Source organism: Phocaeicola vulgatus ATCC 8482 (assembly GCF_000012825.1).
In the GTDB taxonomy this organism is placed as follows: domain Bacteria; phylum Bacteroidota; class Bacteroidia; order Bacteroidales; family Bacteroidaceae; genus Phocaeicola; species Phocaeicola vulgatus.
This window is the reverse complement of record NC_009614.1, coordinates 3,565,752-3,589,687: the sequence shown is the minus strand read 5'-3', so window position 1 is coordinate 3,589,687 and position 23,936 is coordinate 3,565,752. Positions and strand designations below refer to the sequence as shown.

The following is a 23,936-nucleotide window of genomic DNA, read 5'->3' as shown; positions in this document are numbered from 1 at the left end:
ATGGCGTTGTGCATATCAGGATCGGGTGGCACCGGCTTGTACCGGACCACCCGTTTTTTAATCATGTCAAAGATACGGTTTGCCAATTACCCCAACTGTTACTAAACCATTTCACTCGATATTTATAAATATCTCCGCTATAATTATATAGATTCTGAATACAACAGATATTAGGTTTGCCGATTACAACTAATACACGATTACGGACATATTCTAATTTTGAATTTTGTGATAGTAAGTATATTCCGCTATATTGCATAGAATCTAATTCGTCTTGAGATTCTATTCCTTTCTGATCTCTGAACCTTAACCACGTATCATTTATCCCGATGAGTTCTCCCAGCTCTCAACTTATGCTATTATTCTGTTGCAATTTGTTGCCAATCCCTTAATGGTTCTGTCGTTTCAATAACCGTTAAATCATCCATGGCTTTTATCTCCATAATGCCAGCTGAATTATCAGGGCATTCCAGCATGATGTCAAAATAATTAGCGCTATTCAACTTTTGATACAGCTTAAATTGGATATCATTTCCACATATCAATTTAAAATGGGAAACTCCATTACGATACCCACTTAATGAAGCTACATAGCAAGACGATATTCCATTTCTTAGCACATATAGTAAGCATATTACAGGTTTATATACATATAGTTCCTCTTTATATGCTATCTTGTATAATTTGCCTTGAATTAAATCAAAATATGCTGTTCTCCTTGTTAATCCCTTATTAGTATTTGTCGAAAGTGGCAAAAGTTCTCCCAGCTCTCGTTTCGAATAGATTTTATGTCAATATATAGATACCCAATCATACCATCTTCCATTATCTCTACCTGTCCTAAAATATGCATTTCCGTATAAGCCATTACCTAATAACTGTATTCTTTGTCCTGCTGAGAATACTATTAAGATTCCGTATTGAATATCTTTCCCATTTAGTACCCCTGTTGTAGGGGCACTAATTTCATAGATTCCTGATGTTAATACATTATTTAAGTCATCTGTTCCTGTTAATCTCCCTTTATTCATGAAAGGGAACAGCTTCAAACTGTTCATTAGTTCTCCCAGGTCAAGATTATAAGATTAATATTGTCGAATTTGATTATTTTGGAGGAAATAGCTAAATTTAAAATAAAAATATGCTAGAGAAGATACGATACAGGTTGGTCTTTAACCGCCAAAAGAAACTGAATAAGCAAGGCACGGCCCTTGTACAGGTTGAAGCCTATTTGAACCAAAGGAAAATCTACCTGAAGACCAATGTTTACCTCAAACCGGAGTGCTGGAGCCGTGAGGGGGCACAAGTCATTAACCACCCCCAATCTAACGAACTCAACGCAATGCTCTATGAATACATCCTGTATCTGCAAGGCATAGAGTTGGGGTATTGGAAGCGCGGAATACCTGCCACACTCTCACTACTGAAGGATGCTGTCAAGAAGAAAAGTGCCGTGAATGTCAGCTTCTCCACTTTCGCCAAATCAGCCATTGACAATTCGGACAAGAAGCAGTCCACCAAGGACAACCTGCACTCGACACTGGCGGTCCTGAATGACTTCCGTTCCGGATTGGACTTCAAGGATCTTACCTATACATTCCTTCGTGATTTTGAGCAATATTTAAGGGAAAAGGGCAATGCGGTCAATACGATAGCCAAGCACATGAGACAGCTCCGTACCTTGGTCAATGAGGCAATCAACCAGGGATATATGCACGCGGACGCTTATCCGTTCAGAAAGTACAAAATCAAACAGGAGAAAGGCAGACATGAGTTTCTTACCCCGGACGAGCTGAAGAAGCTGGAAACGGTCGAAGTGGAAGAGAAGTCCATGCGCCATGTGCTCGATGCCTTCCTGTTCTGCTGTTATACCGGATTGCGCTATTCTGACTTCTGCCAGCTCACACCTGAGAATTTCATTAGAGTAAACGGCAAACGGTGGCTGTACTTCAAATCCGTCAAGACAGGGGTGGAAATCCGTCTGCCGTTACATCTGCTGTTTGAAAGCAGGGCATTGGGCATTCTTGACCGTTATCCGGATATAGGTAGTCTTGTATCCCTACCCTGTAACTCGGAAGTGAATAAGCAGCTTCGAAAGCTGACCGGATTGTGTGGTATCAAAAAACGGATAACCTACCATGTGAGCCGTCATACCTGTGCCACCCTGCTGGTTCATCAGGGAGTTGCGATTACAACAGTCCAGAAGCTGCTCGGACATACTTCCGTAAAGACCACACAGATTTATTCGGAGGTACTTTCCAGCACCATTGTGCGTGACTTGAAAAATGTTCAAAGGAAAAGGAAAAAAGTAAAGATGTTTCCTGATAAAGGCTTGAGAACATCTGATTTTATAGACAACCGGTAGATTTCATGTTTCCTATTTGTTTTCTATTAATATTGTGACTCTTTAATTTCTTCGGATAATCGAAATATTGCTCCTGATTATTTTTTTCAATATGGATTGAATATGGAATAGTTTTCACTATCTTTGCAGTGTAACCAGGAGCTTGATGGCAATAAATATTGTCATCAGGCTCTTTTTTATTGTCATATCGTGGCAATGGATTTAAGTAATTCTGCAACAATGACGTAAGTAAATAGACATATCTTTGAAGTAGTATTATAATCAGATAAACAATAGACAGAATGGAATTAAACGACTGGTTGGCTATAATCGGGGCTTTCGGAGGATTGGAGGCTGTCCGTTGGGGTGTCACGTTCTGGGTGAACCGCAAGACTAACGCACGGAAAGAGGATGCGTCCGCCGATTCAATGGAGGATGAGAACGAGCGCAAGCAGGTTGACTGGCTGGAAGAACGTATCGCCCAGCGTGACGCCAAGATTGATGCGTTATACGTTGAGCTTCGTAATGAACAGTCTGATAAGCTGGCATGGATTCATAAGTGCCACGAGCTGGAACTGCAATTGAAAGATGCCGAACATAACCGTTGTGACAGGCCCGACAGCGAATGCGGCCGTCGTATTCCACCACGCAGGGCTACATTAATTAAAGATAAGGAGGAAAAGAAATGAAGTTTTTTACGATTGCGGAACTCTGCAAGTCAACAACTGCTGACCGCTTGGGTATCAATAACAGATGCAGACAGGAGCATGTGACTGCTCTGACTGCCTTGGTGGACAACGTACTGGACCCGTTACGCACATGGTGGGGAAAGCCTATAACAGTAAACAGTGGTTATCGCTGTCCGGAACTTAATGCGGCCGTCAAGGGAAGTAAGACCTCGCAGCACATGAAGGGGGAAGCTGCTGATATTGACACTGGAGACAGACAGCAAAACAAGCTGTTATTTGAATATATCCGCAAGAACCTGCCCTATGATCAATTGATTGACGAGTCTAACTTCGCTTGGGTGCACGTCAGTTATCGGGCTGACGGAAATAACAGGATGCAAGTTCTTAAGTTGTAGACTATGTTGGTTAGAGTTATGAACTGGATAAGCCGGCACATATTGCTGGCTCCTTTCATGTGTCTGTTCCTGTTGTTCGGATCATGTGGCAGCTCGTATAAATCTGTCAATTCAGACACTGAGATTATACAGAAAGATAGTACACGTGAATCTGTCAACATCATACACGGATCAAGTACTTCTTTGAGCGAACTCATTACCACTAATAGTAACTATGTGATTGATTTTCGTATCTATGATACCCGAAAACCGCCCGACAGCCTGACCGGGAAACCTCCGTTACTGGCTGATGGTCACGTAGAAGGTGATTTCAGCAAGAATAGAAAGAAGGAAACTGCAACCAAAGACAGTACGGAAGTGAAAGCTGACAAGGAAACCACTTCCAATACCCGTGAGGAAAACCGGTCAGAAACCATAAAAGAGAAAAAAGAATCCACGCTGCTTAAACAAATAGGTTTTGCCTGTGTTTGTGTAACCGTACTGATTATTGTTGGGCTGGTGACGAAAAAACATTGGCGTAATAATGATTCCTCATAATAAGACTTTAAATTTATAAATTGGACTGCCCCAGCTCGTGATGAGTCGGGACTTTTTTTGTTATCTTTGCCGGAACTAACATTAACTTATGTATTATGGCTGAAAAAAAAGAATCTTATTCCGAAGAGGAATTGAATGAAATGATCGTATGGTTCAATAACCATGCTGATGAACTTCCAAAAGAAATGCAGATTAACAAAGCGGCTTTTACCCCGGATTTGAAACTTACTGTTGAAAGTTGTATCATGCAGGCTAAGCAATGTCTGGGCAACTATAAGATGGCCGAGGCTTTCCGGATGCTCCAACAAATCAGAGAGAACCTTGAAAATGCAGTCGAATAAGCAGCCTTTAATTTTCCAATCGGATTATACAATCAACTGGGGAAAATGGGATTTTCGTATTTATGCCCTGTGGGGTTAAAATAGAAGCTATTTTTGCAACAAAAGTAAAGGCTGTCTCATTTTTAAGACAGCCTCATACCGTTAAAATTATTCCTAGTAAAAAATGTCATCCTAGAAATTCCATTGCTTGCCATACTTTGATATAACCTCAGAAGTATTATCATAATGACTTTCTATAACACATCCTTTTTCATTTGTCTGAATTGGTATGGAGTTACTTTTAATAACATTCCCATTATAGTCTTTAAATTCCATCAATAACTGATTCGGTTTATTGTTATTAGTATAATCCACTCCCCAGTTTCCTCCTAAAGAAAAATCATCTCCAAACCAATGGACTTTTCCATCTATAACCTCATTAGAAGAAATGCCTATCCAAGACTTGCGCCAAAATGATCCTCTTGTAAAACTACTCATTTTAATTAAGAAACGATGTTCATCATGTGTATAATTGGGGTCTGGGTAGGCATCACAACGACCAATATCACATTTATAAATTACCATCACCGGTTTAGTGTCATATTTCAAATTCACATCTTTCATAACATCAGTTGGCATAGTTATAATTTCCCCTTTTTCATTCAGTTTTTCAAATTCCATTGATGCCTGCCAATGTCCATCTTTAGGTACAGCAGTATAGTTCACATAGTCTACTGACAATTCTTCACGTTTAAATACATGTGTCAATATAATCCTATCTGAATATTCATATGATGACCTTGTTACTTCTTTCCCGTCTTTATATAATACTGCATACTTTTTTATTATACTATTACGTTGATCCTCATTTTCATAAACAGGCAAGAGGGCAATTCTGCATACAACTTCATCCGCTTTGGAATCTGAATAATTGGGATATTCAATATTAAAATCTATGTGGCAACCACTATTTGTAGTGAAAGTTTTTTCATTATCAGCATATAAATATTTATTCCCATGTTTCATAAACGATCTGTAAGTGTATGTTGTACTAGGTTTTAATCCAGTCAACGTTATTTTGTGTTCCCCATCTTCTAAAGGTCCTAAATCTATTTCAGATTTATTTCCTTTCCAATAATATTCAACTCCACATGTAAGATTCCAAAAGGAATTATTGCCATATTCACATACCAATGTAGCCGACGTTTCTGTTGTCGATATAGTTTCTTGTGTTATGGTGAAAGGCTTTTCTTTATAAATAAGACCGTCTATCGGCTTTTCATCCAAATGAGTAATATTATCTTTGCTAAAAGTCGCATAAGTTCCGATATAATAATCTATAGCGATTGCTTCATAAGTTGAATAATTTTTATATTCCTCTGGGAAATTATTTTTATTTATAATCAATTTACATGTTAATGGAGTCATTTCAAATATTGATGAAAAATTTGCAACTGGATAATATTCAGGGGTATTATTGGAATATTTTATATAATATCCGAATTGTACTCCACGTTTTATCCATTCGTTCAATTCATTGTTATCTCCCTTTAAATATACATCAATATCAAAAGTTACTTCATCATTGACATATTTTATTTTAGGATTAATGTCATAATGGTCTAATTCAAGTTCAAACATATAAATTGTTTTCATAGCTCGAAATTCCAACCATTGAAATTTCTTAGATCTTACATAAAGTTCGACTGTATATTGACCAGTTGACAGATTTGCCCAAATTTGCGAACCTTTATAATTTCCTGATTTTAATGAAGAATAATTGAAATATCCACTTTTATTATATATTTCCATTCCAATTTCAGTATTTACAATTCCATATTGATGAAGCCCGTCAATTTCATAAAAAATTTCGCATGTAGTTCCGTCTATGATCTTAGGGTCTTCAAGTGTAAAATGTACTTTCCCCATTTCTTTTAGAATCAACTTATCGAGTTTCGCTGTTAAATATTCAGCTACGGGAAGAAGTTTAAACCACCCAGGTGTTGCAATTACACCTACAGCTAATCCAACCTCATCGTTATATTGGCTTAAAATCTGCAAATTTTCATAAAAGAACCCCAATACATCATCGCTCCATCCTTTTCGTATTCCATTTACAATATTAGTTGCTATACTTATTACTTTTAATACACTATTTGGATTAAATTCAGAATATCCTCCTGTTGCTAAAGCACGAGTTGAAGAAACTTCTTCGATATTCTTCAAATTATATTCAAGATTATTGCATTCTATCCATTCATCTTTTTGCAAATTATAAAAAATACAATCAAAGTGATACTCGTCTCTTTTCGATGCAATAATGTTTATATCTTTATTTGCAATACGTATAGGGAATAAAGTTGAATCACATACAATTATTGTTGCCATAGATTCATCAAGAGTTTGAGTATCTTTATTTACTCTTGTTATACAAATAATTCGTCCTTTATTCACAATAAAGTCTTCATTGGTAATATTTAATCCAGTAGGAATATCTTTATAACCAAATAATGCTATAACACCTTCTTTTTTATTATAAATAGCATCTAAACTATCTACAAAATTTTTTTCATAAGCAAATTCCCATTTGTCATTTGGACTACTTCCACTTTTTAAGTTTTCATCTTTGGATTCACAACAAGCCAACGAAATTCCCAACAAACACAATAATGCATAAGAAAAAATACTTATTTTCATACTACAACGATTGATATTATACTTAATGACACAAATGTATTAAAATAATTGAATAAATCAAAACTGCTCTATGTAGTATATACACTATAATACATTATTAAGGAGCTAAAAGTGAAAAAATAGGGGTTATTCAGTTTAAACTGAACTAGAATATTTTTATCCTCTCATAAAATCATAATATGTATTTGGGGCAATTTAGGATATAATGAGTCCCAAAAGAAAAAAAACTAAGGCAGCCGAATAAGCTGCCTTTTCAATATCCTTCTGGAAACTTTCTTTACTTTACTTCCAAACACACCGATACTTCACTAAGTTTGCCCTTATGCAGTTGATAAACATAACATTCTACCATATTCCCTTTAAACTCTTGAAGTTTACTGTTTAAATACTCTTTTATTTCATTTTTACAGTTAAAATACATATTCCATTCTTTTAAAATCGGTTCATCTGGACCACTCCATACTTCTAACGTACATGGACAATTCTTTATAATTCTACTCATTATGAAATTGTTTATATAGATGCGACATTGCTTCTACATAATATAACCTCAAAGGTGTCATACAATTTATAGACATTATACTAAACAATAAACAAAGATTTCCGATATAAAAAAAGTGAGGGGAACCACCCCCTCACCAAAGTCAAACCAAGCACTAAGAATTATGTTCTACATACTTGTGACTGCAAAGATATGAATTTTCTCGGCATTATCCAATAAAAAGAAATCCCCATGGCAGCTCAACCATGGGGATCAGGTGTCATAAGAAACAGCCATTAACCAGTAATGGACAGTGAGCCTATTTTTTCTCCTATTTCTTTCAGTGCACGGTTGAAGATACCTATTTCCTCATGATTCAGCGTATAGACCTTTCCTCGCACCTTATATCCATTTATGCGCTGATACAGCCAAGATGCACTCTTTCCAAAGTAGTTTCTAGCAATATAAGCCAAAGGCAATATCTCAACAGCCTCTTTTAGCTGTTCCCTGATTCTTAATTCCCGTTCTATGACATCCATACTGTTACTGATATCCTCCAGTCCCTGCATCATAAAGTTACTGAAGATGGTTTTCTCTTCATCCGTCAACTTCATTGCCTTTATTTCCGCAGACAAGGAATCGAATCTGGCCTTGCTTTCTTCGTCCGTTTTCCCTATATAGGTTTTCAGTTCTGCTAATTTTTCCTGTAAATTATCCATATCGTATAGTTTCAAAACCCCTCCCAAGAGGGGCTTTTTGTTAATCTTTCATCTTCAATAGATTGCCCAGCCTGTCGAGCAAAATGTTCATCTGTCGTTCATACTCTTCAGAAGTTGGAGCAATCACCGTTTTCAAACTTTCATAATCTGAAATCATTTTTTTAACTTTCTCAATTTCCTGCTTTAGCTCTTCATCTGTCATTGATTTGTGTTTAATGGTTAATACTCTGTTTCTTTATGACGATACAAATTTACATAATAAAAATATTATGTACAAACTTTTAAAGAAATTATTCTGCCTTTTATCATATTTATTTCAGATTGTCCAAAATCATCCTGATAGCTTTGTCCGCGTGTACTTTCATTATAGACACATAATTGAATATCGGGCGGTCTTCCTTCATGCTTTGCCCTATGCAATACTCCAATGTGCTCAAGGGGATTCCCAAGTCGAAGCCGTGCTGGACAAAACTTTTCCTTGCAGAGTACAATGTAAAATCATGCCTTATACCTACTTCAAGAGCCAGGTTCTTCATTTTCCTTGTCAGAGTATTATAACAGCTCACATAAGTTCTGTATTTGCCGAAAACAAGTTTCCCAGTCTTTTTATCCATATACTTCATGATAAGAGGCATAGCTTCATCGGGAATTGTGAAACACACCATGGAATTTCCCTCTTTGGTGTTTCTGGTCTTTCTCCTTATATAGTTCACCTCGTCAGTATTCTTGAAATTATAATCCAGCATGTCAACCAGATTCATACCCGCAAGATAGTATGTCAGCATGAAGATATCACGCACTATCATCATGTTATGTTTCTTCACATCAAGATCTCGTAACCTTTTCAACTGCTCCACGGTGATGAAGGTTTCACGTTTTCTGGATGACGGTACTTTTGCGGTGACGAACGGATCAACCTTGAAATTGACATATTGCATCTTCTTCGCATAATTGATGAGTACCTTAAGCAAAGTGATATAGATGTTGATTGTCGTATTTGACAGACGTTGTTTTTTGAGAGCGCTTATATAACCATTAATTCGGATTGGAGTGATATGCTCCATAGGCGCTCCGGTTCCTGTGAACTGGATGAACTTGTTCGCTGCCAGCCTGTAGAGTTTATATGTCTTGCCTCTGTCCTCTTCATCTATCTGTGAAAGGTATTCATCCACCACCTCTTCAAATGTATGGCATTTGTCCCTGCCATTGTCTGTAATGAGCCTGACAAGCTGGGAACATGTCAGGCAATTGGAGAATTCCAGTTCCATATACCTCTCAAAATATTTATCACATATTTTTTTAAGCCGGAGATTCAGGATATCCTTGTCGGGGCGTTTCACTACCCTACCCTCTTTAAATTCACTAATCGAATCAATGATTATATCAGTGGGGATATATCTGGTTTGTCCATTGTGGGAAACCATCACTCTCACCTTATGTTTTCCTCCTGTTAATACTTTTGCAGGAACGATTACCAATGAAAAATTTGCCATAACTAGTCTTTTTTAGTAATAAAGTCGGAAATCTTGGACAAGAAAACGGAAACAAAAACGCGTTTTCGACAAGAATCCGACAAGAAAATCGTCGCATTTTTGACATTTATTTACTATAAACATTGATACTAAAAAGTGGCTTAATAGTTTGATTCTATATCATAAAATCCTGAAAATCAATATAAAAACATCGGGAGCTCGTGCACTCTTGCAGGCTCCCGATTTACAACACAAAAACTAAACTAGACTTAACTAAACTATTCTATTAAGAAGTTTCACAACTTCCCTTGTCTATGCTGCAAATATAAAAAGATTATTTCTTTTTTGCAAAAGGATATCGACAAAATATCAACTTTTATCATTCAAATATCACATTTTTCAAACAGAATGACTATTCAAATATATCTGTAACTCCTGTTTATAACTATCGGAAATCGGAATATACTCTTTACCGAAAACAATCCGCCCCCGATCAAGCACCTTAATTTTACTCTTTTGCACTATAAACGAGCGATGTACGCGAATAAAACGACTGGAAGGAAGCTTCTCTTCCATAGCTTTCATACTGATAAGTGACAGGATAGCTTTCGGCTCATCCTCCACATGTATTTTAATATAATCCTTCAACCCTTCTATATACAATATCCGGTCTAAAGCAATTCGGAGCAATTTATAATCACTTTTTACATATATACAATCATCCGCCTCATCGGCATCAACACCATTATCCGCCTTTTGTTTCAATTCATACCATTGCACCGCTTTATTCACCGATTGCAAAAAATCGACATAGCTGATAGGTTTCAACAAATAGTCCAAGGCATTGACTTTATAACTATCCAAGGCATACTGTCCGAATGCAGTAGTAAAAATAATCCTTGTTTCAGGACTGACCATGCGTGAAAACTCCAAACCGTTCAACTCGGGCATTTGAATATCAAGGAACAAGACATGCACCTCCTCGTGAAGAGGAATTTCTGTCATAGCTTGCACCGCACTGGAATACCTCCCTACCAACCGGAGGAAAGACGTTTTTTCCACATAGCTTCTCAGCAATTCCAAAGCCAGCGGCTCATCATCTACAATAGCACAATTCAGTATCATAAACTTTTAGTCTGTATAGTTAATATAGAAGAATATACCTGTCCGTTTTCACTGATCCCTTTTATCCATTCGTAATGTCCCGGATAAATCAGTTCCAACCGCTTGCTTACCTGTTCCAGCCCCACTCCACTTCCACTTTTATCTTGCCCGGACTTCGGATGATTGCTGTTAAGGATCTCACATCTCACCGTACCATCCGTATGCCCAAAGATAGAGATACTGATAAAACTGTCTACCGTGGGGCTGATACCATGCTTGAAGGCATTTTCTATCAGCGATATGAAAATAAGGGGAGCGATTTGCAACGCACCTCCAGAGTCTGCCTCCAAATTCACACTCACTTCTACCTGCTGTGGCAGGCGGATACGCATCAGAGCTACATAATTACGGATAAAGTCCAATTCTTTTTCAAGCGGAACAAAAGTCTGCTGATTGTCATAAAGCACATGCCGCAACAATTTACTCAGCTCTTGTACTGCCTCTTGTGCCTTGTCACTATTAAAAGCAATCAAAGCATAGATATTATTTAATGTATTGAGCAGAAAATGAGGATTCAACTGGTTCTTCAAGTTTTTCAGTTCCGCTTCCGTCTTTTGTCTCTCCGCTTCTATCAACCGCTCTTCCGCCTGACGCCAACGCAGGCTGGTACGAATGGCCGCACCCAATCCGGCAACAAAAATCATCATCCCCATATCCCGCGCATAAAATATCCAACGGGGCGGAATATGACGTGCAAACTCAGGAGGCGGAGGAGTGCTTATACTTTCCAGAAATACATGAAGAAGCACACTCAGACAAAGTATCAGCACGGCATTGCTCAGAATATACTTACGCATTTCGTCCGTGAACATATAGCGGGGAACCAGGCACAAGTAATTGACATAGAAGATAATAAAATAGCACAAAGGAACACAACTATGCCTCAAGAATTGGGCCAGATTGAAGCCGCTTCCACGGTCCATGAATACAAGCGGAAAGCCAAAAACGAGCAACCAACTGACAATATGGATACTCATTTCCAAAAAACGTCGTTGTGAAAATAACTGTTTCATACAGGCAAAGATAAGAAAGATTAGATTAGAAATAAGATTTCCATGATTCTTATTCCATAAAATAAGACTGGCAGGAATCAGTGAAACAAAATTGATTTACAAAAAACATTATAAACAGATAATCGGGAAAAGACCGGAACCCAACTAGCATTCCCATAAATCAATTCTGCTTCACCCCCACACCTTTTCATCCCTACTCGTAACGCAAAGCGTCTATCGGATCCAAATCTGCAGCTTTCTTCGCCGGATACCATCCGAAAAACACACCGGTGACGGTACATACCAGAAATGAAAGCAACACACTCCAAGGCTGGATAAATACAGGCCAATGTGCTATCGTTTTAATCATAAAACTGGCTCCACAACCGATAATCACTCCTATCAGCCCCCCCGTGATACTGATCAGGATAGCCTCTATCAAAAACTGGCTCAGGATATCTACTCCTCGAGCCCCGACCGACATACGCAAACCTATTTCACGAGTACGCTCTGTTACAGACACATACATGATATTCATGATACCGATACCACCGACCACCAAAGATATACCGGCAATACAAGCCAACAAGGTAGTCATCAGGTCTGTTGTAGTGTTGAGCATACTACTCAGCTCCTGCTGGGTGCGGATGGTAAAGTCATCATCATCCGTTTCTTTCAGCTTATGTTCACGACGCAGAATGGTCGTTATCTCATCTACAGCCTCATCGGTCATATCTTCTGTCAGAGCCGAAGCAAAAATTCCACTTAGGTAAGTCTGTGCCAGCAATCGTTTCATCACCGTACTGTAAGGAGCCAGTACCACATCGTCCTGGTCCATGCCCATCGAGTTATACCCTTTTGATTTCAGCACACCAATTACCCGGAAAGGAATTTGATTACAACGAATCACTTTCCCTATCGGATCCGATCCGTCGGGAAAAAGATTATCGACAATGGTTTTACCGATAACACAAACCTTGGCTGCCGTACGGATGTCATTCTCGGTAAACATCTCCCCCTGTTCCACGGTGAGCTGACGTATGGTAAGATAATCCATACTTACACCACTCACCGAAGACGGGTAGTTGTTGGCCCCCGCAACAAGTTGTCCCGAAGAAGAAACGTTGGGACTAATGCCGGAGAGATAAGTACACTCTTCGCTCAACTTTTCATAATTTTCCAGTTTCAGTGTCTGCATGGCCGAAGGGTCTTGGCGGACCCCTCCACGCATCTCTGCTCCCGGATGAATCATAATCATGTTTGACCCCATCTCCGAGATTTGTTGCTGGATGCTCTTTTTCGAGCCCTGACCGATGGCAAGCATAGCAATGACTGATGCCACACCGATGATGATCCCCAACATGGTGAGGAAAGCGCGGAGCTTGTTGTTGGCAAGAGCCCGGAGAGCTATTTTAAATAGATTCGTTCCGTTCATAATGATTCTTTTTTATGGTTAGTCCTCATCATTCTTGGGCAAGGCAGCCAGCGCGGCAGCGGCCGAAAGGATCTGAGGATTGATGGTATCTTCCACTACATGCCCGTCACGCAAGCGGATATTACGGCTGCTATACTGGGCTATTTCGGGATTGTGAGTGACAAAAATAAGTGTACGGCCTTCGGCGTGTAACTTTTGGAAAAGTACCAGAATTTCGAAAGAGGTACGGGTATCCAGATTACCGGTCGCTTCATCAGCCAAAATAACGGCAGGATTATTCACCAGAGCACGGGCAATGGCCACACGCTGCATCTGTCCGCCGGACATTTGGTTGGATTTATGTTCCAAACGGTCACCTAGCCCCACGGCTATCAGTGATTCAATGGCACGTTTCCGTCTTTCGGAAGCCGATATGGACGAGTTATACATCAAGGGCAACTCCACATTCTCTACGGCAGTCGTCTTAGGCAACAGATTATAGTTCTGAAATACAAAACCTATTTTACGGTTGCGCAACACAGCCCGCTGAGGTTTGCTCATGGTACGCACGGACACACCATCCAACAGGTATTCACCACTGGTAGGGGTATCAAGACATCCCAAAGTATTCAGCAGAGTGGACTTGCCGGAACCAGAAGTACCCATGATAGTGACAAACTCTCCTTCATAAATGGTAAAAGAGATGCCACGCAGAGCGTGGACGGTTTCATCGCCTACCTGGAAGTTCCGTTTTATATTTTGTAATTCGATTATCTTTTTCATATGATTTATTCTTTCAATGTAAACGGAAGCATTACCTTTTATTACTTGTTCTTTTTCTTATTGCTTCCCGGAGGGCCTGGCATGAACGGACTTCTCTCACCTTCTCCGGCAGACGGCTCTTCCATTCCAGGCATAGCACCTTTCACTACCGTTTCTGTCACTACCGGCGTATTTTCAGTGATGCCACTCACAATCTCTGTCTTGCTGCCATCAGTAATACCTATTTTCACAGGATGGGCGGTAAAGGTATTGTTATCCAGTGTCCACACTTTATGACTGCTCTGGCAATCGTTTATCTTACGACCTCCCACTATGTCTTTGTTGGGAGTAAAGCGCAAAGCCTTGTTGGGAACGGTCAACACATTATCCTTGGTCAATGTATAAATGGTAGCGTTGGCGGTAAGACGCGGTTTCAGTTTCAAATAGGGATTATCAGCTGTTATCACTACCTCATAAGTAACTACAGTGGTACTGGTGGTTGTTGAAGAGCTGCTGCTCGTGCTGTTCGTACTTCCCAAACGAACCTGTCTGACTACTCCTTCGAACACATCGTCGGGATAAGCATCCACGGTAAAGGTTACACGGGTTCCTTCCTCCACCCCGGCAATATCGGCTTCATCCACATCGGCCACCACCTGCATCTTGGTCAAGTCGGCAGCGATGGTGAACAGTGTCGGAGTTTCGAAACCGGATGCTACGGTCTGTCCTTCTTCCACATCACGGCTGGTCACCACTCCATCGATAGGCGAGGTGATGGTTGCGTATGACAGGTTACGCTCAGCCTTTGCCAGAGCCGCCTTGCTTTGCTCCAATGCACTTTGGGCACGTTGGAAATTATAAACCGTTTCTTCATAGTCCATATCGCTGATTAATTGCTTCTCGTGCAGTTTACGGTTGCGGTCATATAATTTCTTTTGGTAATCGTACTCGGCCTCATTGCCGTCATAAGTGGCCTTTGCCGACTGAAGTTCACTTTGCAGTGTCACTTTATCCATCTCGGCTATCAATTCTCCTTTCTTTACCACAGAATTGTAATCCACATAAATCTTGTCAATAATACCAGATACCTGCGTACCCACTTCCACCTCTGTCACCGGCTCTATGGTTCCGGTAGCAGTAATGAAATTGCTGACATTACCTTTCGTTACGGTTTCCGTTGAGAAATCGACCGTACTTTTTCCCTCCGGTCCGCCAAGCATCCAGAAACCGCCTGCCACGACCACTACGGCTACCGCTGTAGTAAGGATCATTTTCTTCTTTTCCATAATATAATATGTATAGCGTTATGATTATAATTTTATATCCTGACCTGCATAGAAGTTCAGTAGAGTCCGATCCAAGATAGCCATATACTTGGCCTGAATACGTTGCTGCTGTGCACTGAGCAGGTTATTTTTCTCGGTAAGCAACTCTACGGTATTCTTCATTCCCAAGTTGAATTGCTCGCTGACCATCTCATAACTGGCCTGGCTACTTTTCAGCTTACTCTCAGCCGCCGCATATTGCTCTTGAGCATTAGTAGCGTCCAACCACAGACTTTCTATATTCTTATAGAGTTCCTTTTGCTTGTTTATCAAATCGAGTAGACTACTATCATATTGCAAACGTGCCTTCTGCACAGCACTTTTGTTCTGGCGATTATCAAAAATCGGAATGTTTATATTCAATCCTATCATATTATTCCAGCCATATTTCATTTGTTTGCTCCAGCTATTATCACTGGCACTGTTTGTCATACTCCCCGTAGATGCACTCAGACTGATGGTAGGGAGATAGCCGGCTTTAGCCACTGATATGTCCAATTTGGAATTCTCTATGCTCAACTTGCTGCTTTGAATTTCCGGACGTGATGCCAAAGCCTGCTGATAAACATCCTCCTGAGCAGGTAACGGTTGCAAAACATGTTCATCGGCGAGTTCGGGAAGAACCAAATCCATTTCTTCCGTACCATCCAGCTCCAACAACTGCTTCAACTGCAATTTATAGTCACGCAAGGAACTTTCGGAGATCACCAACTGATATTTGTCACTGCCTACCTGTGATTCCAATTGTGCCAAATCGGCTTTTGAAATACTTCCTTTATGAAAGAGTTCTTTGCCCCTGTCGTATGTAGCTTGGCTCACCTGTAAGGTGTTCTGGTTAATTTTCACCGACTCGTCGGCATAAAGTATCTGGATGAATATTTGTGCAATCTGCTCTTGCAAAGAGTTTTCTGTTTCGGCTACGGTAAGCCCTGCAATCTGCTGACCCGTCTTCTTTTGTTTGATGGCATTCAACCGTTTGTTACCATTCCACAATGTCCATTGTGCATTCAGACCATAGTTTCCATTATAAGTGGTTTTACTGTCACTACTGATGATTTCCGTTCCGCTTACCGTGTTACTGGTTTCCTGATACGGACGGTTCGTCACATTCTGTCCTGTACTGAACGACAGACTGGGAAATAGTGCGGCTTTGGCGGTTTTCACGTCTACAGAACTCTCTTCCAGTGAGATTTTGTCCTGCTGCAATTGGATATTTTTCTCCAATGCATAGTCAATACAGTCGTCCAGCGTCCACTTTTTGGCCTCTTGCGCGGAAACCGAAGTGACCGCGACCCAAATCATTACGAAATATACTACTCGTTGTCTCATCCTTTTTACTATTTAATTTGTTTGTACAAAAGTAGAGGACTGTGATTTTTTTAGCAATAAATATAGATTTGTGGAATATTTCTATGGACAAAAACTTGCTTTTTACCGATAAAGTGTTTTTCTTTGTAATTATTACAACTTTAAGATAAATTTATGAATGATTCTTTGTTGACACGCATCTGGATATTCTATCGCGACGGCTTTCGCGAGATGACCTTGGGACGTACCCTTTGGACGATTATTCTTATCAAACTATTCATCATGTTCTTTATTCTAAAACTTTTCTTCTTTCCCTCCTTCCTTGGCGGGAAGACAACGGAAGAGAAGCAACAGTATGTAGGTGAGGAGTTAATAGAACGGGCAAATCCATAAACATTTAAATAAATCAGAAAGTTATGTTTGAAAACATTGACACTTCATTAATTGACTGGTCAAGAGCACAGTTCGCTCTAACGGCCATGTATCACTGGCTTTTCGTACCTCTCACTTTGGGATTGGCTGTGATAATGGGGCTCATGGAGACCTTTTATGTAACAACAGGTAAGGAATTCTGGAAGAACACAGCTAAATTCTGGATGAAACTGTTTGGAATCAATTTCGCCGTAGGTGTTGCCACCGGTCTGATTCTGGAATTCGAGTTCGGAACTAACTGGAGTAACTATTCCTGGTTTGTGGGCGATATCTTCGGAGCCCCACTGGCTATCGAAGGAATCCTGGCATTTTTTATGGAAGCCACTTTCATTGCCGTCATGTTCTTCGGCTGGAACAAAGTGAGCAAGCGTTTCCATCTGGCATCCACCTGGCTCACCGGACTGGGAGCAACGATCTCCGCTTGGTGGATTCTGGTCGCCAATGCCTGGATGCAATACCCCGTAGGGATGGCTTTCAATCCCGAAACAGTAAGAAATGAAATGGTGGACTTTGCAGCTGTCGCCCTCTCTCCCATGGCTATCGCCAAGTTCTTCCACACAGTGTTAAGCAGCTGGATACTGGGAGCCGTTTTTGTAGTAGGAATAAGTTGCTGGTATTTACTGCGCAACCGTCAGAAGGAGTTCGCTCTGAGCAGTATTAAAGTTGCCGCCGCCGTAGGTCTGTTCGCCTCTCTCGTCACTGCATGGACGGGGGATATTTCGGGAGTACAGGTAGCCAAAGTGCAACCTATGAAAATGGCTGCCGCTGAAGGATTGCACGATGGCGGAAACGGAGTACCCTTCACCATTGCAGGCGATTTGAAAATCCCCAAAATGCTTTCTATCCTTGCCACTCACGACATAGACGGTTATGTACCGGGTATCAACAATCTGCTGGAAGGTGGTTATCAGATGCCCGACGGTACAACGGCTTTATCGGCCGAAGAGAAAATTAAACGCGGACAGATTGCCATCGCCGCCCTGGATGCATTCCGCAAAGCGCATAAGGCAGGTGACGAAGCAAGTGCCGCAGCAGCTCGCAAGACATTGGACGAAAACGTGAAATATTTTGGTTACGGATATATCAAGGATCCTGCCCATCTGGTTCCTAATGTAGGACTTACTTTCTGGTCATTCCGGATCATGGTGGGGCTGGGAGGTTATTTCATCCTGTTCTTTATTATAGTACTGATTGTATCGAAAAAAGAGAAACTGGCTGATATGCGATGGTTGCAACGGGTGGCTTTGTGGACTATTCCACTAGCCTATATCGGCAGTCAGGCAGGCTGGGTGGTAGCCGAAGTGGGGCGCCAGCCATGGGCCATACAGGATATGTTGCCTGTAGGAGCAGCCATCTCCAAATTGCAGACAGGTTCCGTACAGCTTACTTTCTTTATCTTCCTTCTATTGTTTACCGTTCTGCTCTTTGCTGAAATAGGTATCATGCTGAAGGCCATCAAGAAAGGACCGGAAGGAATTAAGAATTAAGGAATAAATGAAACAGGCGGAAATAATTCAGGCTGCGCAATAAATGGGCTACATACAGGAGATTAATTCCGCCAGCAAGTCATTCTTTTTTTAGTTCAAGTTTCTCTAATTCTATTTTTCAATATTCAATTCTCAATTTTTAATTTAGAATATTATGGACTATATATTTCTACAAAATTATTGGTGGTTCCTAGTATCGTTACTGGGTGCTTTGTTGGTGTTCCTGCTCTTTGTGCAGGGTGGCAACTCTTTGCTGTTCACGCTGGGACGCAATGACGAAGAACGTGCCTTGCTGGTAAACTCCACAGGACGCAAGTGGGAGTTTACTTTTACCACCCTTGTCACTTTCGGCGGCGCCTTCTTCGCTTCTTTTCCGCTGTTCTACAGTACCAGCTTTGGCGGTGCTTACTGGTTGTGGATGATTATTCTTTTCAGTTTCGTATTGCAAGCTGTTTCATACGAGTTCCAGTCCAAGCTGGGCAATCTGCTGGGCAAACATACTTACCAATGGTTTCTGGTTATAAATGGTATTGTAGGGCCTCTATTGCTGGGAGGTGCGGTAGCCACATTCTTTACCGGCTCCAATTTCCTGGTTAATAAAGGAAACATGGGTAATGAGCTGATGCCTGTCATCAGCAGTTGGGCAAACGGATGGCACGGACTGGATGCGCTGACCAATCCTTGGAATCTGGTCTTGGGATTTGCCGTATTCTTCCTGGCCCGCCTTTTGGGCAATCTTTATTTTATCAATAACATCCGGGATAAAGACTTAATCCCCCGCTGCCGCCGTCAGCTTATAACAGATGCTATTCCTTTCCTTATTCTATTTCTGGCATTTGTTATCCGTACTTTATTGGCTGATGGTTTCGCTGTAAATCCCGAGACAAAAGAAGTTTATATGGAACCTTACAAGTATTTCATCAATCTGATGGATATACCTCTATTGCTGGTATTGTTCCTATCAGGCGTTGTCGGGGTACTTTGGGGTATCGGAAGGGCTGTCTTCAGCAAGACTGCGACCAATGGTATCTGGTTTACCGGAATAGGAGTTGTATTGACTGTATTAGCTTTATTGCTTTGTGCGGGATATAATAATACGGCTTATTACCCGTCCACAGCCGATCTACAAAGTTCGCTGACCTTGGCAAACAGTTGCTCCAGCGAATTTACCCTGCGCACCATGGCATACGTTTCCATTCTGGTACCTTTCGTTCTGGCCTATATTATTTATGCTTGGCGTGCCATAGACCGCAAGCCCATTACAGCAAAGGAACTGGAACAAGACGGACACGCTTATTAAAGAGTCTTAATGGATTATAGTGAAGGCATCCTGTTTTGCAAATAGCTGTAAACAGGATGCCTTTCTATGTTAAATAACATTGTTTCAACCTATAAAATGAAGAGAATATCTTGCAAATTTCCGAAATATCCGTACCTTTGCATTGTGTTTTTCATAGTATTAGATTTAAGGTTAACAAAGGTTGGAGCAAGGCGTTGCTCCTTTTTTTATATCTATAGGAGACATAGCATCCATAGTTGATTCATTTCCCATCTAGAAAGTTATTTTCGTTTAAACTCTTCATCTAAAAGAAATATTATGATACAAGTGATGCATACAGTTGCGAATTACGTGCATGATGCCAAATATAAGATGCCGGATAGACCCCTTCCTTGTTTTTATCAAGGATTTCTTTCAAAATACTGCATTTGTTCTCGCCCGTCACTAGAAAACAGGTATGCCGGGCTTCTATCAAGGGACGTCCCGTCATGCATATACGCACTGTTTTATTATAAGGATTGACGGACACCTCATACGGTTCCCCGGCGGTAAGAAGTTCCTGATGGTCGGGGAAAATGGATGATGTATGCCCGTCCTCTCCTATCCCTAATAATACAAAATCAAAAACAGGCACACCGTCCACGGTCGGAACGGTGGTCTTGACTATGGAAGAATACTGTTTGGCTTCTTCTTCGGGAGCGCCCTCACCCACAATACGGTAGCAATGACTGGCGGGAATACCTACCTTACTAAACAACAGACGATAGGCCAAGCCAAAGTTGCTCTGATCATCGCCAGGTGGCACACAACGCTCGTCTACCCAATAGAAATAAATACGGGACCAAGGGGTATATGCGGCATATTCACGCTCCCAAACCTCAAAAAGTGTGGCAGGAGTAGTTCCTCCGGAAAGAGCAATGGTAAAAGGCCGTTCAAGCTCTTTATCCATCGCTTCCAATATATGAGTTATCAAGGTTTGCGACGCTTGTACAGGCGACGCATAAAAGTTATGGTCAATCATCTTATTCACTATTTATTACTTAGAGTTTGCTGTTTTAAATTTACTATCCACAGATGACGACTTACAATTTACAGTATAAATTGGAATGTGTCAGATTCTTGCACGGGTTTGTCCATTCGGAATGACTGCGGTTGATCAATACATCCGCTTCTTTCGGTCCCCATGTTCCTGCAGGATACCCATAAAGAGGAGTTTCGGGATGCTTCTTCCAATAATCCAGAATCTTATCAAAGTAAGTCCAGCTCTCGTCCACAGCATCGGAACGGGTAAAAAGTGTAGGATCACCCACCAGACTGTCTTCCAACAGGCGTACATACGCATCCCCCGTTTCCTGATCGTGCTGGTCATAGCTGAAGTCCATCTCCATGGTTCCCATATAGAAACCGGCACCAGGTTCTTTCATGGCTATGCGCTGAAGAATTCCCTCGTCGGGTTGAATACGGATAATCAGTTCCTCACCTTTGTAAAAGCCTTCCTTCATTTGGAACATCTGCATAGGAGCAGGTTTGAAATGAACCACAATTTCGGTCACCTTGGTAGGCATCTGCTTTCCGGTACGGATATAAAAAGGCACTCCCTGCCAACGCCAGTTATCCACATACAGACACATCGCCACGTAGGTATCTGTACGGGAATCAGGACGAACATTCTTTTCTTCACGATAACCGATACGGTCATCACCAGCAATATATTGTCCGCGGATGACATTATCACGGATATACTTATCAGTCAGCGGACGAAGGGATTGGTAGACCTTGATCACCTCGTTACGGAAACCATTCTTGTCAAACTTGGCCGGTGGTTCCATGGCAGTAATAGCAAGCAACTGCATCAAATGGTTCTGTACCATATCGCGCAGAGCTCCCGCCCCGTCATAATATCCTCCGCGAGTACCTATACCCATATTTTCCACCGCAGTGATTTCTACATAATCTATATAGTTACGGTTCCATATCGGTTCGTAAATAGTACTTCCAAAACGGGTCACCATAATATTCTGCACCGTTTCCTTGCCCAGAAAATGATCGATGCGGTAGATATCCTCTTCTTTAAAATAAGCGGCATAGATTTTATTTAGTTTCTGAGCGGAAGCCAGGTCGTATCCGAAAGGCTTCTCGACAATGATACGCTTTAATCCAGGCTTTTTCAACAAGCCCGCATCATGCAGACATTTCGGAATCAATTCATAAAGCAAGGGCGGAGTTGCCAGATAGAACAAATAGTTCCCATTATTCTCATATTGAGGCGAAAGCTCCTTCAAACGGTCATTCAACAGAAAATAAGTGGTTTCGTCAGCCGGGTCCATGGACTGGTAATGAACAGTAGAGAGAAAATCGTCCAATGTTTCCATTTCCTCTTTAGTAAGAAAACCGAATTTTATCAGTTCTTCTTTCAGATAGGCACGATAGGTCTCGTCCGTGTATGCAGTACGGGCACAGCCGATAATGGCAAAATGCTCGGGGAAGCGTTTCCCGTTATGTATCTTTATCAAGGCAGGCATCAGTTTGCGCCGGGTTAAATCACCGGATGCACCGAAGATGACCAAAAATAAACTATGTGGTAAACTCATGATTCTTTCTTTTAAAAATGAATGTATAATGCTTTGTGTTGCGACATATCAATAGTTGTCTTCCCAATGTTCGTGGAAAAATTCCCCCCGTGGACTGTCCACACGCTCGAAGGTATGAGCTCCGAAATAATCACGCATCGCTTGAATCATATTGGCTGGGGAACGGTTGGTGGTCAAACCTAGAAAATAATTCAACGCTGCGGAAAGTACAGGTACGGGCAACCCTTCTCTCAACATGACACCGATGTATTTCTTCCACGCGGGCAGGGCTTCCATTACTTCCCGTCCGAAATGCTCGTCCAGCAACAGATGCGACAATCCCGGTGCACGGTGATAGGCCTCGGCAATGTCGTTCAGAAAAGCAGAACGAATAATGCATCCGGCGCGCCACAACAGCGCGATAGTGGAAAGATTCAACTTCCAGCCATATTGCTCACTGGCAGTGCACATCAGAGCAAACCCTTGCGCATAGCCTGTCAGACGAGCCGCATATAAGGTACTTTCCAATCCGATCACCGTATCCTGATAATTATATACCGGATGATTCTCCACATGCATATAATGTTTGGACATCAGCACGCGCAAGTTCTTCTCTGCCGACAGATTACGGGCAAAAACCGCCTCGGCAATCACGCCCAGTGGTGTATTTAGTTGTAGGGAGTTAATGACACTCCAGCGACCCGTTCCTTTTTGTCCCGCAGCATCCAGAATGTTATCGAGCAAATAATCGCCTCCTTCTTCTTTATGACGCAGAATGGCCGAAGTAATCTCTATCAGGTAACTATGCAGACGTCCTTTGTCCCATTGTTCAAAAATATCCGCCATCTGTTCATTCTTCAACGCCAGCAGGTGCTTCATGGCGAAATAAGTTTCAGCAATCAGCTGCATATCCCCATATTCTATGCCATTATGCACCATTTTTACATAGTGGCCTGCGCCACCGGGACCTACCCACTCACAACACGGAGTACCATCCTCAGCTTTTGCCGCAATACTTTTCAGCATCGGCTGAATGACTGACCATGCCTCTTGCGCACCACCGGGCATGATGGACGCTCCATGCAAAGCACCCTCCTCACCTCCTGAAATGCCGCAACCTACAAAGTACATTCCTTTATCATAAAGTTCCTTTACACGACGTTCCGTATCTTCATAATAAGAGTTGCCTCCGTCAATGAGGATATCACCCTTTTCCATCAAAGGAAACAGCTTGCCCGTCAGTTCATCGACAGCGGGACCCGCCTGTACCATCAAAAGGATGACACGCGGAGTTTTCAGTGCTTCGACAAAATCTGTCAGTTCATTACTGCCTATGATGCCTTTTCCTTTGGCGCGGTTGGCTATAAAGTGTTCCACTACATTTTCTTCTTTTCCAGGAACGGTACGGTTCCATACTACAACCTTCCATCCCTTGTTGGCAAGATTCAGAGCAAGGTTCTGCCCCATCACACCTAATCCGATTAATCCTATATCTGCCTTTTCCATAAATTATTCTTTTTATATTTAACAATTTGATAGGTTATTTGTT

24 protein-coding genes are annotated in these 23,936 nt (G+C 41.3%); 8 read left to right on the top strand and 16 right to left on the bottom strand.

From position 1 onward, the window contains the following. Positions 1-359: 359 nt before the first annotated feature. Together BVU_RS14180 and BVU_RS14175 are read right to left on the bottom strand one after the other, a co-directional pair. The gene (locus tag BVU_RS14180) at positions 360-755 is read right to left on the bottom strand and encodes a hypothetical protein (RefSeq protein ID WP_041174461.1); all 396 of its coding nucleotides are present in this window, start codon (positions 753-755) and stop codon (positions 360-362) included. A 36-nt stretch (positions 756-791) separates the two neighbouring features. Next, positions 792-1,031: a pyocin knob domain-containing protein gene (locus BVU_RS14175; RefSeq protein ID WP_011965745.1), complete on the bottom strand. Its 240-nt coding sequence runs from the start codon at positions 1,029-1,031 to the stop codon at positions 792-794. A 110-nt stretch (positions 1,032-1,141) separates the two neighbouring features. Between BVU_RS14175 and BVU_RS14170 the strand changes: the two genes are divergently transcribed. The 5 genes from BVU_RS14170 (at position 1,142) to BVU_RS14150 (ending at position 4,306) form a co-directional block, all read left to right on the top strand. After that, positions 1,142-2,365, top strand: coding sequence for a site-specific integrase (locus tag BVU_RS14170; protein WP_011965744.1), 1,224 nt, complete (start codon positions 1,142-1,144; stop codon positions 2,363-2,365). 281 nt (positions 2,366-2,646) lie between these two features. After that, positions 2,647-3,033 (top strand): hypothetical protein, encoded by a 387-nt coding sequence (locus BVU_RS14165; RefSeq protein WP_005846666.1) that lies wholly within the window; start codon positions 2,647-2,649, stop codon positions 3,031-3,033. Then, positions 3,030-3,428, top strand: a complete 399-nt coding sequence (locus BVU_RS14160; protein ID WP_011965743.1) for a D-Ala-D-Ala carboxypeptidase family metallohydrolase — start codon at positions 3,030-3,032, stop codon at positions 3,426-3,428. Before BVU_RS14165 ends, BVU_RS14160 begins: the two co-directional genes overlap by 4 nt. Positions 3,429-3,431: 3 nt before the next feature. Further along, positions 3,432-3,965 (top strand): hypothetical protein, encoded by a 534-nt coding sequence (locus BVU_RS14155; RefSeq protein WP_011965742.1) that lies wholly within the window; start codon positions 3,432-3,434, stop codon positions 3,963-3,965. Between the two features lie 95 nt (positions 3,966-4,060). Continuing rightward, complete coding sequence (locus tag BVU_RS14150) at positions 4,061-4,306, top strand: DUF6965 family protein (protein ID WP_011965741.1); 246 nt, start codon at positions 4,061-4,063, stop codon at positions 4,304-4,306. Positions 4,307-4,477: 171 nt separating this feature from the next. Here the strand turns inward: BVU_RS14150 and BVU_RS14145 are convergent, their stop codons facing one another. From BVU_RS14145 to BVU_RS14100, 11 genes are all read right to left on the bottom strand, one after another. Next, entirely contained in the window at positions 4,478-6,982 is a 2,505-nt protein-coding gene (locus BVU_RS14145) for a fibronectin type III domain-containing protein (RefSeq protein WP_011965740.1), read from the bottom strand. Positions 6,983-7,259: 277 nt separating this feature from the next. Then, positions 7,260-7,484 carry a hypothetical protein gene (locus tag BVU_RS14140; RefSeq protein ID WP_041174460.1) on the bottom strand — a complete coding sequence of 75 codons (225 nt, stop codon included), beginning with the start codon at positions 7,482-7,484 and terminating at the stop codon, positions 7,260-7,262. Positions 7,485-7,759: 275 nt separating this feature from the next. Next, positions 7,760-8,182 carry a DUF5053 domain-containing protein gene (locus BVU_RS14135; RefSeq protein ID WP_011965739.1) on the bottom strand — a complete coding sequence of 141 codons (423 nt, stop codon included), beginning with the start codon at positions 8,180-8,182 and terminating at the stop codon, positions 7,760-7,762. A gap of 40 nt (positions 8,183-8,222) precedes the next feature. After that, entirely contained in the window at positions 8,223-8,384 is a 162-nt protein-coding gene (locus tag BVU_RS22550; RefSeq protein WP_172773460.1) for a hypothetical protein, read from the bottom strand. Positions 8,385-8,493: 109 nt separating this feature from the next. Beyond that, positions 8,494-9,675, bottom strand: a complete 1,182-nt coding sequence (locus BVU_RS14130; protein ID WP_011965738.1) for a phage integrase SAM-like domain-containing protein — start codon at positions 9,673-9,675, stop codon at positions 8,494-8,496. Between the two features lie 378 nt (positions 9,676-10,053). Continuing rightward, a complete protein-coding gene (locus tag BVU_RS14125) occupies positions 10,054-10,779 on the bottom strand; it encodes a LytR/AlgR family response regulator transcription factor (protein WP_005843414.1) in 726 nt (241 codons plus the stop codon). After that, positions 10,776-11,831, bottom strand: coding sequence for a sensor histidine kinase (locus BVU_RS14120; RefSeq protein WP_005843412.1), 1,056 nt, complete (start codon positions 11,829-11,831; stop codon positions 10,776-10,778). The genes BVU_RS14125 and BVU_RS14120 overlap by 4 nt, the downstream gene beginning before the upstream one ends. A 193-nt stretch (positions 11,832-12,024) precedes the next feature. Further along, the gene (locus tag BVU_RS14115) at positions 12,025-13,245 is read right to left on the bottom strand and encodes an ABC transporter permease (RefSeq protein ID WP_005843410.1); all 1,221 of its coding nucleotides are present in this window, start codon (positions 13,243-13,245) and stop codon (positions 12,025-12,027) included. Between the two features lie 18 nt (positions 13,246-13,263). Then, positions 13,264-14,007, bottom strand: coding sequence for an ABC transporter ATP-binding protein (locus BVU_RS14110; protein WP_005843409.1), 744 nt, complete (start codon positions 14,005-14,007; stop codon positions 13,264-13,266). 41 nt (positions 14,008-14,048) lie between these two features. Beyond that, positions 14,049-15,272 carry an efflux RND transporter periplasmic adaptor subunit gene (locus tag BVU_RS14105; RefSeq protein WP_005843408.1) on the bottom strand — a complete coding sequence of 408 codons (1,224 nt, stop codon included), beginning with the start codon at positions 15,270-15,272 and terminating at the stop codon, positions 14,049-14,051. 24 nt (positions 15,273-15,296) lie between these two features. Then, complete coding sequence (locus BVU_RS14100; protein WP_011965737.1) at positions 15,297-16,640, bottom strand: TolC family protein; 1,344 nt, start codon at positions 16,638-16,640, stop codon at positions 15,297-15,299. Between the two features lie 153 nt (positions 16,641-16,793). Here BVU_RS14100 and BVU_RS14095 point away from each other — a divergent pair, with 153 nt between their 5' ends. The 3 genes from BVU_RS14095 to cydB all read left to right on the top strand — a co-directional run bounded on the left by BVU_RS14095 (position 16,794) and on the right by cydB (position 19,838). Then, positions 16,794-17,012, top strand: coding sequence for a DUF4492 domain-containing protein (locus tag BVU_RS14095; RefSeq protein WP_005843404.1), 219 nt, complete (start codon positions 16,794-16,796; stop codon positions 17,010-17,012). A 23-nt stretch (positions 17,013-17,035) separates the two neighbouring features. Next, complete coding sequence (locus BVU_RS14090) at positions 17,036-18,538, top strand: cytochrome ubiquinol oxidase subunit I (protein ID WP_005843401.1); 1,503 nt, start codon at positions 17,036-17,038, stop codon at positions 18,536-18,538. 154 nt (positions 18,539-18,692) lie between these two features. Beyond that, positions 18,693-19,838, top strand: coding sequence for a cytochrome d ubiquinol oxidase subunit II (gene cydB, locus BVU_RS14085; RefSeq protein ID WP_005843399.1), 1,146 nt, complete (start codon positions 18,693-18,695; stop codon positions 19,836-19,838). A gap of 295 nt (positions 19,839-20,133) precedes the next feature. Here cydB and pgl read toward each other — a convergent pair whose 3' ends face one another. The 3 genes from pgl to gnd all read right to left on the bottom strand — a co-directional run bounded on the left by pgl (position 20,134) and on the right by gnd (position 23,893). Then, positions 20,134-20,838 (bottom strand): 6-phosphogluconolactonase, encoded by a 705-nt coding sequence (gene pgl / locus BVU_RS14080; RefSeq protein WP_005843397.1) that lies wholly within the window; start codon positions 20,836-20,838, stop codon positions 20,134-20,136. A gap of 61 nt (positions 20,839-20,899) precedes the next feature. Further along, a complete protein-coding gene (gene zwf / locus BVU_RS14075) occupies positions 20,900-22,408 on the bottom strand; it encodes a glucose-6-phosphate dehydrogenase (RefSeq protein ID WP_005843394.1) in 1,509 nt (502 codons plus the stop codon). Positions 22,409-22,456: 48 nt separating this feature from the next. Beyond that, positions 22,457-23,893, bottom strand: coding sequence for a decarboxylating NADP(+)-dependent phosphogluconate dehydrogenase (gene gnd, locus BVU_RS14070; protein WP_005843392.1), 1,437 nt, complete (start codon positions 23,891-23,893; stop codon positions 22,457-22,459). Between the last annotated feature and the right edge of the window lie 43 nt (positions 23,894-23,936).

Coding starts and splice junctions, on each gene's coding strand:
- BVU_RS14125 (WP_005843414.1), bottom strand. CDS start 10,779: ATGATACTGAATTGTGCTATTGTAGATGATGAGCCGCTGGCTTTGGAA.
- BVU_RS14095 (WP_005843404.1), top strand. CDS start 16,794: ATGAATGATTCTTTGTTGACACGCATCTGGATATTCTATCGCGACGGC.
- BVU_RS14105 (WP_005843408.1), bottom strand. CDS start 15,272: ATGGAAAAGAAGAAAATGATCCTTACTACAGCGGTAGCCGTAGTGGTC.
- cydB (WP_005843399.1), top strand. CDS start 18,693: ATGGACTATATATTTCTACAAAATTATTGGTGGTTCCTAGTATCGTTA.
- BVU_RS22550 (WP_172773460.1), bottom strand. CDS start 8,384: ATGACAGATGAAGAGCTAAAGCAGGAAATTGAGAAAGTTAAAAAAATG.
- BVU_RS14155 (WP_011965742.1), top strand. CDS start 3,432: ATGTTGGTTAGAGTTATGAACTGGATAAGCCGGCACATATTGCTGGCT.
- BVU_RS14175 (WP_011965745.1), bottom strand. CDS start 1,031: ATGAATAAAGGGAGATTAACAGGAACAGATGACTTAAATAATGTATTA.
- pgl (WP_005843397.1), bottom strand. CDS start 20,838: ATGATTGACCATAACTTTTATGCGTCGCCTGTACAAGCGTCGCAAACC.
- BVU_RS14090 (WP_005843401.1), top strand. CDS start 17,036: ATGTTTGAAAACATTGACACTTCATTAATTGACTGGTCAAGAGCACAG.
- BVU_RS14140 (WP_041174460.1), bottom strand. CDS start 7,484: ATGAGTAGAATTATAAAGAATTGTCCATGTACGTTAGAAGTATGGAGT.
- BVU_RS14100 (WP_011965737.1), bottom strand. CDS start 16,640: ATGAGACAACGAGTAGTATATTTCGTAATGATTTGGGTCGCGGTCACT.
- BVU_RS14165 (WP_005846666.1), top strand. CDS start 2,647: ATGGAATTAAACGACTGGTTGGCTATAATCGGGGCTTTCGGAGGATTG.
- BVU_RS14150 (WP_011965741.1), top strand. CDS start 4,061: ATGGCTGAAAAAAAAGAATCTTATTCCGAAGAGGAATTGAATGAAATG.
- gnd (WP_005843392.1), bottom strand. CDS start 23,893: ATGGAAAAGGCAGATATAGGATTAATCGGATTAGGTGTGATGGGGCAG.
- BVU_RS14120 (WP_005843412.1), bottom strand. CDS start 11,831: ATGAAACAGTTATTTTCACAACGACGTTTTTTGGAAATGAGTATCCAT.
- BVU_RS14170 (WP_011965744.1), top strand. CDS start 1,142: ATGCTAGAGAAGATACGATACAGGTTGGTCTTTAACCGCCAAAAGAAA.
- BVU_RS14115 (WP_005843410.1), bottom strand. CDS start 13,245: ATGAACGGAACGAATCTATTTAAAATAGCTCTCCGGGCTCTTGCCAAC.
- BVU_RS14110 (WP_005843409.1), bottom strand. CDS start 14,007: ATGAAAAAGATAATCGAATTACAAAATATAAAACGGAACTTCCAGGTA.
- zwf (WP_005843394.1), bottom strand. CDS start 22,408: ATGAGTTTACCACATAGTTTATTTTTGGTCATCTTCGGTGCATCCGGT.
- BVU_RS14135 (WP_011965739.1), bottom strand. CDS start 8,182: ATGGATAATTTACAGGAAAAATTAGCAGAACTGAAAACCTATATAGGG.
- BVU_RS14160 (WP_011965743.1), top strand. CDS start 3,030: ATGAAGTTTTTTACGATTGCGGAACTCTGCAAGTCAACAACTGCTGAC.
- BVU_RS14145 (WP_011965740.1), bottom strand. CDS start 6,982: ATGAAAATAAGTATTTTTTCTTATGCATTATTGTGTTTGTTGGGAATT.
- BVU_RS14130 (WP_011965738.1), bottom strand. CDS start 9,675: ATGGCAAATTTTTCATTGGTAATCGTTCCTGCAAAAGTATTAACAGGA.